Origin of the sequence: Gordonia polyisoprenivorans (assembly GCF_017654315.1) — a bacterium.
In the GTDB taxonomy this organism is placed as follows: domain Bacteria; phylum Actinomycetota; class Actinomycetes; order Mycobacteriales; family Mycobacteriaceae; genus Gordonia; species Gordonia polyisoprenivorans_A.
Genome location: NZ_CP072203.1, coordinates 2,707,603 through 2,719,796 on the forward strand (window position 1 = coordinate 2,707,603; position 12,194 = coordinate 2,719,796).

8 protein-coding genes are annotated in these 12,194 nt (G+C 68.2%); 2 read left to right on the forward strand and 6 right to left on the reverse strand.

All coding sequences use genetic code 11. The annotated features are described in order from the left end of the window. Window positions 1-140 precede the first annotated feature (140 nt). The 6 genes from J6U32_RS12215 to J6U32_RS12240 form a co-directional block, all read right to left on the reverse strand. The gene (locus J6U32_RS12215) at window positions 141-1,424 is read right to left on the reverse strand and encodes an Nramp family divalent metal transporter (protein WP_208795676.1); all 1,284 of its coding nucleotides are present in this window, start codon (window positions 1,422-1,424) and stop codon (window positions 141-143) included. 70 nt (window positions 1,425-1,494) lie between these two features. Then, complete coding sequence (locus tag J6U32_RS12220; RefSeq protein WP_208796082.1) at window positions 1,495-4,272, reverse strand: molybdopterin-dependent oxidoreductase; 2,778 nt, start codon at window positions 4,270-4,272, stop codon at window positions 1,495-1,497. 2 nt (window positions 4,273-4,274) lie between these two features. Further along, entirely contained in the window at window positions 4,275-5,099 is an 825-nt protein-coding gene (locus J6U32_RS12225) for an FAD binding domain-containing protein (RefSeq protein WP_208795677.1), read from the reverse strand. A gap of 8 nt (window positions 5,100-5,107) precedes the next feature. After that, window positions 5,108-6,472 (reverse strand): 8-oxoguanine deaminase, encoded by a 1,365-nt coding sequence (locus tag J6U32_RS12230; RefSeq protein WP_208795678.1) that lies wholly within the window; start codon window positions 6,470-6,472, stop codon window positions 5,108-5,110. 17 nt (window positions 6,473-6,489) lie between these two features. After that, the gene (locus J6U32_RS12235) at window positions 6,490-7,992 is read right to left on the reverse strand and encodes an MFS transporter (protein ID WP_208795679.1); all 1,503 of its coding nucleotides are present in this window, start codon (window positions 7,990-7,992) and stop codon (window positions 6,490-6,492) included. Window positions 7,993-8,197: 205 nt separating this feature from the next. Further along, a complete protein-coding gene (locus J6U32_RS12240) occupies window positions 8,198-9,622 on the reverse strand; it encodes a short-chain fatty acyl-CoA regulator family protein (RefSeq protein ID WP_208795680.1) in 1,425 nt (474 codons plus the stop codon). Window positions 9,623-9,741: 119 nt separating this feature from the next. Between J6U32_RS12240 and prpD the strand changes: the two genes are divergently transcribed. Next, a complete protein-coding gene (gene prpD, locus J6U32_RS12245; protein WP_208795681.1) occupies window positions 9,742-11,253 on the forward strand; it encodes a 2-methylcitrate dehydratase PrpD in 1,512 nt (503 codons plus the stop codon). Beyond that, on the forward strand, window positions 11,253-12,182 hold the full coding sequence (gene prpB, locus J6U32_RS12250) for a methylisocitrate lyase (RefSeq protein ID WP_208795682.1): 930 nt from the start codon (window positions 11,253-11,255) through the stop codon (window positions 12,180-12,182). Before prpD ends, prpB begins: the two co-directional genes overlap by 1 nt. Window positions 12,183-12,194: the final 12 nt, after the last annotated feature.

Consider the following 12,194-nt stretch of genomic DNA (forward strand, 5'->3'; position numbering starts at 1 on the left):
CCAGCAGGCATTCGCGATCTCACCTCCTCGGGTCGAACATCGGCAGGGTTGGACGTCGGGCGCATCGAGCGCCTCAACAGTGATAGCCGGACCGGCTGCGGGTGTCAACAGTTCGGCGTGTGTGGGTGTCGCCGGTCACCTCACGCGCCGGTGAACACCAGCACGATCAATGCGATGTTGAGCAGCACGATCATTGCCGACGCGACGGTGGCCAGGATGCGCAGCGGCCAGCCGTCGGCGAACTCGCCCATGATCGATCGGTCGGCCGTCAACCGGCCCAGCGGGATGATCGCGAACGGGATTCCGAAACTCAGCACCACCTGCGAGAGCACCAGTGCCCATGTGGGATCGACCCCGATCGCGAGAACGACGAGAGCGGGGATCAGCGTGACCAGTCGGCGAACCAGCAGCGGCACCCGCTTGTGCAGAAGCCCGGCCATGATCGCCGCACCCGCCGACGACCCCACCGAGGTCGCGGCCAGGCCGCTCGCGAGCAGACCGATCGCGAAGATGGTCGCCATTCCCGGCCCCATCGAGTCGGCCACGGCATGGTAGGCGCCCTCGATGGTGTCGGTGCCCTCCTTACCCAGCAGATTCTGCGCGGCCAGGAGCAGCAAGGCGATGTTGACGGCGCCGGCGATGGTCAGGGCGATCACCACATCCCACCGGGTGACGCGCACGAGTTTGCGTCGCCGGGGCAGGCTTTCGGTGACCCCGTGGCGATCGATGACCAGCGCCGAGTGGACGTAGATGGCGTGCGGCATGACCGTGGCACCCAGCATCGATGCCGCGAGCAACACCGTCTCGGGCCCCTCGAGACGGGGGATCATCCCGCCGAGCACGTCGCCGGCGGTCGGCGGGTTCACCACGAGCCCGGCGAGGAAGCCGACCACGATGATCGCCAGCATGCCCACGATCACCGACTCGAAGACGCGTTGGCGGCGAGGGTTCTGCAGCAACAACATCAGCGTCGAGATGATACCCACGATCACCCCGCCCAGCACGAGGGGCAGGTCGAACAGCAGTTGGAGGGCGATCGCACCGCCGAGGACCTCGGCGAGGTCGGTGGCAATCGCCACCACCTCGGCCTGCACCCAGAATGCTTGGCGTTTGCGGCGACTCAGCCGCTCCCCGAGGAGACCGGGCAGACTGCGGCCGGTGACGATGCCGAGTTTGGCCGACTGGTACTGGATGAGCATCGCGATGAGATTGGCGACGACGAGCACCCACACCAGCAGGAAGCCGTAGCGCGCGCCCGCGGTGATGTTGGCGGCCACGTTGCCGGGATCGACGTAGGCGATGGCCGCGACGAAGGCCGGACCGAACAGCGCCACGTGACGCAGCGAGCGCATGCGACGACCGCGGATGCGGCCGCGCGTCGACTCGGCTTCCGATCCGCTCTCGCGGGTGTCCACTTGGCTCACCAGCCCAATGTGGCACACCAACGGCCGGTGATCAAGCGAGGCGAAACAAAAAGTTCGGGTGACCGAAAATTCATCCCCGACCGAGTCGCCAGATCCGGTCACGGGACATCGGCGTCTCGTACGGGCGGGCGCCGATGGCGCGCCGAATGGCGTTGGCCAGAGCTGCCGCCACCGGATTGAACGGCGACTCGCTCATCGACTTCGCGCCGTAGGGCCCGAGGCGGTCGGAGGTCTCGGCGAACATCACCTCGGTGACCGGGATGTCGGCCATCTGCGGTACCCGATAGGTCCGCAGAACCGGTGTCAGCGGTACGCCCTTGCCGTCGAGCATGATCTCCTCGTACAGCGCCGAGCCGATGGCTTGCGCCACACCGCCTTCCACCTGGCCGAGGCACTGCTGGGGATTCATCACCGTGCCCGCGTCGGCGGCGTGCACCGACTGCAGGATCGCCACCGCGCCGGTCTCGGTGTTCACCGCGACCCGAAAAGCCTGGACGTTGAACGCGATCGAGCGCAGATCGCCGCGTTCGATGCCGGTGGCCACGGCGCGCGGTCCGGTCGCCGAGTCCTGACGGTGCTCGGCGTCGATGGCGGCGAGCAGCTCGCCGAAGCCGAGCACCGTGGCGTCGACGACTGCTCCGTCCGGGCTCAGGCGCACCTCGGTGGCATCGCGGCCCGACAGCCTCGTGGCCGCCTCGACCAGCAGTTCGCGCAATCGCAGGGCAGCGCCGAAGACGGCCTTGCCGGCCACCGTGGTGCCGGCCGACGCGAACGCCCCCGTGTCATAGGCGGCGGCGTCGGTGTCGCCGTGGCGCAACGATACACGGGACAACTCGGTGGACATCGTGCTCGCCACGATCTGCGCCTGCACGGTCGTGGTGCCGTTGCCGAATTCGGCAGTGCCCGAACCGATGTGGTAGCGGCCGTCGGCGTCGACAGCCACCGTGACGGTGGCATGGTGCCCGCGCGGGGCCATCGTCGCGATGGCGGCCAGCGCCATCCCCTCGCCGACCCGCCACTGCGGACCGGCCGGCGCGGCCACACCGTTGCCGCGTGCCAGGGCGGCCTGCGCGAGGTCCAGACACTGGTCGAGACCGTAGCTGCCGTACACCAGGTCGTCCTCGGGCTCGGGGTGGGCGATGAGCAGCGGATCGCCGTCGGCAACCGCATTACGTCTGCGCAGCTCGAACGGATCGATGTCGAGCGTCAGCGCCAACTCGTCCATCGCACTCTCGATCGCGAAGATCACCTGTCCCAACCCGTATCCGCGGAACGCACCCGACGGTGGATTGTTGGTGTAGACGACCTCGGCGTCGATCCGCTTCACCGGGCAGTTGTAGACCGACACCGATTCGGCGCACGCATGGAACATCACCCCGATCGCGTGGTTGCCGTAGGCGCCGGTGTCGGACAGGACGTCGACCTTCATCGCGGTCAGTCGCCCCGTCTCATCGGCGCCGAGTTCCACACCCACCCGGAACGGATGCCGGTAGGTGGTGCGCGTCATCTCCTCCGTGCGCGTCATCTCGTAGGCGACCGGCCGGCCGGTGCGCAGGACGGCCAGCGCGACGAGATCCTCGGTGAGCAGTTCCTGTTTGCCGCCGAAACCACCACCGACGCGTGCCGCGAAGACCCGAATCCGCTCGGGCGGCATCTCGAGCAGTAGCGCGAGTTCGTCGCGCACCAGGAACGGCACCTGGGTGCTGGTCCGCAGCACCAGACGGCCGTCGTCATCGATCCAGCCGAGGGTGCCGTGGGTTTCCAACTGGGCGTGCGACACCCGCCCGGTTTTCCACGTACCCCCGACCCGCGCCGCCGAGTCCTCCAGTGCGGCAACAACATCACCACCGAACCCGTCGTGGAATGCCGCGATCACGTTGCGGCCGGCATCGACGACACGATCCTCGGGAGTGCGGTCGGGATGCACGAGTGCCGCGCCCGGCAGCCGGGCCTCCTCCGGATCGAACACGGCGGGCAACGGCTCGTAGGTCACCTCGATGAGGCGACACGCCTCCTCGGCGGCCGCCGCGGTGTCGGCGACGACGGCGGCCACGCGCTGACCGACGAATCGCACCACCGGATCGAGGACGAGGGTGTCGTCGGGATCGTCGTCGCGGGACTCGTGCCGGGCGGTGGAGAACCGGCGGGTGCTCACGTTCTCGTGGGTCAGGATGAGCGAGACGCCGGGCACCGACGATGCCGCCGCGGTGTCGATGGCGGTGATCCGGGCGTGCGGATGCGGGGAGCCGAGTACGCGCAGGAACTGCGTACCGGGCACATCGATGTCGAAGGTGTACGGCTCGGTGCCGGTGACGACGCGCTGCGCGGCAAGAGGATTGGCGGACGCGCCGACGCCGCACGAGGTCGCACAGGTTTCGGCGGCGGTCGGGGTTTCCGAACAATGGGCGCGTTCGGTTCGGGCCACGCCGTCCCGGATGGCGGCATCGACGGCCCGATAGCCGGTGCAGCGGCACAGGTTTCCCTTCATCCGCCGCGGTAGGTCCTCGAGGTCGGCGGGCTCGAGGGTGGACGCGGTGACGATCATCCCCGCGGTGCAGAAACCGCACTGGAACCCGAAGTTGTCGACGAAGGACTGCTGCATGGGATGCAGAGCGCCCGGGGTGCCCAGGCCCGAGACCGTGGTCACCGACGCCCCGTCGGCGCGCACCGCCGGAAAGATGCACGAGTGTACCGGTGTGCCGTCGACCAGCACCGAGCACGCGCCGCAGTCGCCGGCGTCGCAGCCCTTCTTGACCTCGAAATGGCCGTTGTCGCGCAACAGGGTTCGCAGGCACTGCCCCGGGCGGGGTCGGGTGTCGACGGATTCGCCGTTGATCTCCATGTGCACGGTCACCACCCCCGACCGGGGTCGGTGGCGAGTTCTGCGCGGATCTCGTCGGCGAGCACCGCGCTGACCGCGCGGCGCCAGTCCGCGGAGCCGAGCGGATCGGTGTAATAGCCGGGCGCGGAGTCGATGTCGGCGCGCAGTACCTCCGCATCGGGCAGCGTCGGATAGCGCAGTACCGTAGGCCACCCGGTGGCCGCGGTGATGCCGAAGACCGCGGTGCCGTCCTCGTCGACGCGCCCGGTGACCACCGCACCGGAGCGCCCGAGCTCGGCGAGTGCGATCTTGCGCATGCCGGTCCGTGCGCGCAGCGCATAGCCCGGAAAGTCGATGGCACGCAGCACCTCTCCCGGTGCCAGGGTGTTGGTGCCGTTACCGGTGACCAGTTCGGCCACCGGCACGCGGCGCTCACCCCCGCCGGGACACCAGATCAGTGCCTCGGCATCGAGTGCGACGGCCAACGACACCATTGACGCGGCCGCGAACGAGCGGCAGATGTTGCCGCCGACAGTGGCCACATTCCAGATCTTGAACGACGCCAACAATGCTGTCGCACATTGGAAGAACAGGGGGTGGGCGCGCCGGCCGGGCCGCTCGGGCAACGAGGCGAGAGTCGCGATCGGGCAGGTGGCCGCGACACGAAGACCGCCATCGGGCAGATCCTCGATATCGGACCACCCCATCCCGGTGATGTCGACGACGCCGGTCGCGTCCACCTGCGGCTCGCTGAAGAACCACGTTCCGCCCGCGACGATCCGCTCACCGGGCGCCAGCGTCAGGTCGTCGCGCGTGTGTGCGTGTCGATACGAGCTGATGGTGTTGAGGTCCACGACTCCTCCTATCCGGCCTTGTCCAGCAGGCGACGATGCTCGGCGGCACAGTCGGCGGCCACCGCGTCGAGGTCGGCGGTCACCAGGTCGTTGTCGGTGACGATACGGCGCCCGCCCACCCAGGTTCCGCGAATCGGTGGGATGGCGCCGAGGACCAGGGCGGCGACCGGATCGTCGATGCCCGCGTGCGCGAGTCCGCTGATGTCCCACAGCACGAGATCAGCGAGTTTGCCGACCTCGATTGACCCGATCTCCTTGTCGCGCCCGAGGACCCGGGCGCCACCGAGGGTGGCCAACTCGATCGCGGTGCGGGTGGTCAGAGCGGTCGGGCCGCCGCGGGCGCGCGCCATCAGCACCGCCTGATGCGCTTCCTCGAGCAGTCGCGCCGACTCGTTGGAGGCCGCGCCGTCGACGCCGAGTCCGACGGGTACACCGGCATCGACGAGCTCACGGGTGCGGCAGATCCGGTTGCCCAGACGGGCATTGGAGGTCGGGCAGTGCGCGACCCCGGTCGAGGTGGCGGCCAGGCGTGCGATCTCGTCGTCGGCGAATTCGATGCCGTGCGCGAACCATACGTCGTCGCCGACCCACCCGACCGACTCCATGTACTGCAATGGGGTACAGCCGAAATGCTGGTCGCAGTAGGTGTTCTCGTCCGGCGACTCGGCCAGATGGGTGTGCATCCGCACACCGAGTTCGCGTGCCAGCGTGGCGGACTCGCGGAGCAGGTCGGTGGTGACGGAGAACGGGGAGCACGGTGCGAGAGCGATCCGCAGCATGGATTCCGGGCTCGGGTCGTGCCAGCGTGCGACGGCGTCGGTGCAGGCGGTGAGGATCTCGTCGATGCCCTGCACCACCGAATCGGGCGGCAGGCCGCCGTCCTTCTCCGAGAGGTCCATTGATCCGCGGGTCGGATGGAATCGCAGGCCGATGGTGGCCGCGGCACCGATCTCGGCGCCGAGGAGATCACCGCCCTCCCGGGGAAAGACGTAGTGGTGGTCGGTGGTGGTGGTGCAGCCCGACATCACCAGCTGGCCGATGCCACCGAGAGCGGCGGTGTGCACCGCGGTCTCGTCGATCCCGGCCCAGATCGGGTAGAGCGTCGTCAGCCACTGGAACAGCGTGTGATCGGCGGCCAGACCCCGGGTGATCCACTGGTAGAGGTGGTGATGGGTGTTCACCAGACCCGGGGTCAGCACGCAGCCGCTGCCGTCGACGTGGATCACCTCGGCGGGCAGGTCGTCGATCGGGTCGGTGGACACCGCGGTGATGGTGGCGCCGTCGATCAGCACCGATGCCGACGACAGCTCGCGGCGGTGCTCGTCGACGGTGATGACGTGTGCGTTGTGAATGAGGGTTCCAGCCACCGCCACACGCTACGACGGCTCGGTTACGGCGATATTTCGCCGCGGATCTCGCGCGCCCGGTCGGGGCCTTCAGTGTCTGTGGTGCCCACGGCACCGTCAGGGCCATCAGGGATAGACGGGTCGCGACCACCGAGCGCGTCGATCGTCTCGACCTCGAGTCGACGCGACGTGGGGATGGCCATGGCCAGCGCCGCGGCCACGACACACGCGACCAGCGAGACGATCGACGCGATGAGGTAGCCGTTGGTGTCGGGCACGACGATCGCGCCGCCGGGTATCGAGATCTGCACCGTCGACCAGGTCAGCACCATGCCCACCACCGCGGCCGAGGTGGACGTGCCGACCACACGCATGAGTGCGTTGACCCCGTTGGCCTCGCCGGTCTGCGCGACCGGCACCGCGCGCATGATCAGCGCGGGCATGGCCGAGTAGGCGATCCCGAGGCCTGCTCCGGTGAGGCAGGCGACGATGAGCATGATCCACCACGTGAATCCGCCGGTGAGCAGGAGGACGAGGAACACGACGTAGCCGAGGCCGATGACCAGGCCGCCGACGGCCAGCGAGACCCGGGGGCCCGCGCGGTCGGTCAGCCAGGCGCTGACATGGGAGAACACGAACATGAGGATGCCGCTGGGGGCGAGGACGAGGCTGGCCATCAGCATGTCGAAGCCCAGACCGATCGGTGCGCTCGTGGGCGCCATGAGGAGTTGGATGGGCATCAACTGCATCGAGTAGAACGCGAACCCGGTGGCCACCGACGCGATGTTGGTCAGCAGGACCGGCGTGTCGAGGGCGACGCCGAGGTCGATCAGCGGGGTGTCGCGGCGGCGCTCCCAGCGCCACCAGGCGACGGCGACGATCAGGAAGGCGATCACCACGCCGAGCGTCGTAGGCGAGGTCCACCCCCAGCTCGCGCCCTTGGAGAGCGGAAGGAGCAGACACACGAGCATCGCCGCCAGACCGGCGGCGCCGAGCAAATCGAATCGGCCCCCGGCCCGACCGCGACTCTCCGGGACGGTCAGGGCGATCCCGACCGCGGCCATTCCGGCGGCGCCTGCGCACAACCAGAACAGGGCGTGCCATCCGATGTTCTGGGCGATGAACGCACTCACCGGCAATCCCAGCGCTCCGCCGACGCCCAGTGATGCGCTCATCGTGCCGACCGAGGAGCCGAGGTGGCGGGCCGGCACGATGTCGCGCATCACGCTGATGCCCAGTGCGATGGTGCCGAATCCGAGTCCCTGCAGTCCGCGTCCGATGAGGAAGGGCAGCAGTGCACCGGAGAGCGCGCACAGGATCGATCCGGCTGCAACGCATCCCATGCTGGCGAGCAGCATTCGTCGTTTGCCGTACATGTCACCGAGTCGACCGCCGATGGGGGTGATCACCGCGCCGGCCAGCAGGGTCATCGTGAGTGCCCAGGTGGTGTCCGACGGTGCGGCGTGCAGGAGGTCGGGCAGCTGCGGGATCAGTGGCACGATGATCGTCTGCATCAACGCCACCACGATCCCGGCCGCGCACAGCACCGCGACGGCTGCGCGCGGGTGGGTCTGCGGATGGCTCCCGGACCCAGGATCCGCTGATCCAGAACCCCCTGAGCCAGAACCCCCTGAGCCGGGACCCACTGACTCGTAACCCCCAGCGCGATTCGTCGCCGACACCAGCATCAACCTCCGCCGCTCACGCTATCCGACGCCGCCGAACGAGCGATCGGTGGTATTGCCGGAGGGGTCACATGGGCGCCGGTCGGTAGGGGACGGCGTCGCCGATGGTGGCATCGACGTGGATGGCCCGGCCGAGCTGGGGGAAGGCCCGCTGCGGGCATGCCGGGCGATCGCACACCTTGCATCCCGCTCCGATCGGCACGGCCATCCGGGTGTCGGTGACATCGACGCCGGTCGAGTACACCAGTCGATCGGCGTGGGCGAGGTCGCAGCCGAGGCCGATCGCGAAGCCGGTGCGCGGGGTGAGGAAGCCGTGCGGGTCGCCGGTGGTGCGGGCGAGCCAGAAGTACGAACGGCCGTCGGGCATCTGCGACACCTGGGTCACGATGCGTCCCGGAGTGGCGAAGGCATCGTGCACCACCCACAGCGGGCAACTGCCGCCGACGCGAGAGAAATGAAACGCCGTCGCCGACTGCCGTTTCGAGATGTTCCCGGCCCGGTCGGTGCGGACGAAGATGAACGGTATGCCGCGACTGCCGGGTCGCTGGAGGGTCGAGAGCCGATGGCAGATCGTCTCGAAGCCCACCTCGAAGCCCACGCTGAGCAGTTCGATGTCGTAGCGGGCGCTCTCCGCGGCGGAACGGAATCGCTCGTAGGGCAGCAGCAGTGCTCCGGCGAAATAGTTGGCGAGACCGATGCGTGCGACCGGGATCGTTGCAGCACTGAGGTTCTCGGCACCGGCGAGGATGTCGTCGATGGTGGCGCCCTGATCCAGTAGCGCCAGCTGGGTGGCGAGCTGGAAAGCGCGTTGTCCGGCGCTCAGGCGGCCGGCGAGATGAATCACCTTCTCGCCCGCGTCGAATCGGCGTTTGGGTACCGTGACCGCCGAATGCGGGTCGGCGTCATGGGTGATCGACACGCGGATGTCAAAGCGCCGCCGTATCACCTGCGCCAGTTGCAGATCGAGCCCGCCGATGTGCAGGTCCTCGTCGTCGAAGAGTCGCTCGGCGGCCTCGTCGAGTGCGCCGATGTAGTTCTTGCGGTCGTAGAAGAAGTCGCGCACCTCCTCGAACGGCATGGGTTCATTCGCGATTCCCGGGTCGGTGATCCGGCCGCCATAGGTTTCGAGCTCGGTGGTCGCGGCGGTGAGCCTGCGGTGCAGCGCCACCAGTGTTCGTCCGACCGCGGGCATGCGTCCGACGAGTTCGGTGATCTCCGCGCGCGTCACCTCGGCGGAATCGCTGTGTGCGCCGAGCGCCTCGGCGAGGTCGGCGACGAGCCGCGCGTCGGTGTCGGTGGCGAAGTAGTCGGCGTCGAGTTCGAACTCGCGGGTGAGGGCGAGCAGGACGGGCACGGTGATGGGGCGCTGGTCGTTCTCGAGTTGGTTCACGTAGCTCGTCGATATCTCGATGCGCCGGGCCAGCGCGGCCTGCGAGAGCCCGCGCTCGTCGCGGAGTCGGCGCAGTCGCGCGCCCACGAACATCTTCGCCATGGCAGGCACAGTACCCGCCGCGATGTTCACAACATTTGCAGAATCTCACGGACAGATCCACCAAAATACACATCTGCCAGGTCTTTCGCGTACCTTCCGGGCCTGCGTACGGTGCAAACATGATCAATCACGACGTGCGGACCCACCGCAGCTCCGAGGACTTCCCGCAAGCCGAGCATCTCGCGCAGAAGATCGCCGAGGTCGCCACCGACCCGGTCGCGGTGCCCGCCGAGACCGCCGAGATGGTCGTGAACCGCATCATCGACAACGCCGCGGTCAGCGCAGCCTCGGTGATCCGACGCCCGGTCACCAGCGCTCGGGCGCAGGCCCTGGCGCACCCGCCCGCCGCAGGTGCCGCTGGTGCGGCCGTGTTCGGCGTCGATGGCCGCTACTCGCCGGAGTGGGCGGCGTGGGCCAACGGCGTGGCGGTGCGCGAGCTCGACTTCCACGACACCTTCCTCGCCGCGGAGTATTCCCATCCCGGTGACAACATCCCGGCGCTGGTCGCGGTGGCCCAGCACGTGGGTGCCTCGGGTGCCGATCTCATCCGGGGTCTGGCCACCGCCTACGAGATCCAGATCGACCTGGTCCGCGGAATGTGCTTGCACGAGCACAAGATCGACCACGTCGCCCATCTCGGACCGTCCGTCGCAGCGGGTTTGGGCACCATGCTCAAGCTCGACGAGGAGACGATCTACCAGGCGATCGGACAGGCACTGCACCTGACCACCGCGACGCGTCAGTCCCGCAAGGGGTTGATCTCGAGCTGGAAGGCCTACGCACCGGCGCACGCCGGAAAGATCGCCATCGAGGCGGTGGACCGCGCGATGCGCGGCGAGGGGGCACCGGCGCCGATCTGGGAGGGTGAGGACGGTGTCATCGCGTGGCTGCTCGGTGGCCCCGAGAAGACCTACCGGATCCCGCTTCCTGGCCCGGGAGAACCGAAGCGCGCCATTCTGGACAGCTACACCAAGGAGCATTCCGCGGAATATCAGAGCCAGGCTCCGATCGACTTGGCGCGGCGTATGCGCGAGCGCATCGGCAACCTCGACGACATCGAGTCGATCGTCCTGCACACCAGCCATCACACGCACTACGTGATCGGCACGGGCTCGGGGGACCCCCAGAAATTCGATCCGTCCGCCAGCCGGGAGACCCTCGACCACTCGGTGATGTACATCTTCGCGGTTGCCTTGCAGGACGGCACGTGGCATCACGAGGCGTCCTACGCCCCCGAGCGCGCCGCCCGCCCGGACACGATTGCCTTGTGGCGCAAGATCTCCACGGTCGAGGACCCCGAGTGGACTCGCCGATACCATTCCACCGATCCGGCCGAGAAGGCGTTCGGCGCCAAGGCCGTGATCACACTGACCAACGGTGAGGTGATCACCGATGAACTCGCGGTCGCCGACGCCCACCCGCTCGGCGCTGCGCCGTTCGCGCGAGCCGCCTACGAGGCGAAGTTCGCGGCGATGGCGCAGGGGGTGGTCGACGCGGAGGAGCAGCAGCGATTCCTGGTGGCTGCTGCCGGGCTCGGCGACCTCGGGGCGGGCGAGCTCGGCGCGCTCAATGTGCGCGTCGAGCCGACCGTTCTGGACAAGGCGCCGACCATCGGCTCGGGGATCTTCTGATGAGCGAGCCGACCTCAGGACTGTTCTCGGCCCGCACTTCACCGGGTGACAAACGCAAGGCTCTGCGCGCGGCCCTGGCATCGGGCGAATTACAGCGTTGGCCCGGTGCCTTCTCGCCGCTGGTGGCAAAACTGATTGCCGATATCGGCTTCGAGGGCATCTACATCTCCGGGGCGGTTCTCTCGGCGGACCTCGGTCTCCCCGACATCGGACTCACCACCCTGACCGAGGTTGCGGGGCGCGGCGCACAGATCGCGAACTCCACCGACCTGCCTAGCCTGATCGACGCCGACACCGGGTTCGGTGAGCCCATGAGCGCGGCCCGTACCATCGCCGCACTCGAGGACGCCGGGCTGGCCGGCTGTCATCTCGAGGATCAGGTCAACCCCAAACGGTGCGGTCACCTCGACGGCAAGGATGTAGTGCCCACCGGCGAGATGCTGCGCCGGCTGCGCGCGGCGGTGTCGGCGCGCCGCGACGACAGCTTCGTCATCTGTGCCCGCACCGACGCCGCGGGTATCGAAGGTCTTGATGCCGCGATCGAGCGGGCCAAGGCCTACGCCGACACGGGCGCCGATCTGATCTTCACCGAGGCGCTGACCGATCTCGCCGAGTTCGAAAAGTTCCGTGCTGCTGTCGATGTGCCGCTGCTGGCGAACATGACCGAGTTCGGCAAGTCTCGGTTGCTCACCACCGGGCAGTTGCGCGATGTCGGCTACAACGCGGTGATCTATCCGGTGACCACCTTGCGGATCGCGATGGGTGCAGTCGAGCGCGGACTCCGCGAGATCGACTCCGTGGGAACGCAATCCGGGCTACTCGACGAGATGCAACACCGCAGCAGACTGTACGAGTTGCTCCGGTACGCCGACTACAACACGTTCGACTCCGAACTGTTCAACTTCACTCTGGAAGGAACCCGGCCGTGACACCGACCAGTA

Coding starts and splice junctions, on each gene's coding strand:
- J6U32_RS12240 (WP_208795680.1), bottom strand. CDS start 9,622: ATGGCGAAGATGTTCGTGGGCGCGCGACTGCGCCGACTCCGCGACGAG.
- prpB (WP_208795682.1), top strand. CDS start 11,253: ATGAGCGAGCCGACCTCAGGACTGTTCTCGGCCCGCACTTCACCGGGT.
- prpD (WP_208795681.1), top strand. CDS start 9,742: ATGATCAATCACGACGTGCGGACCCACCGCAGCTCCGAGGACTTCCCG.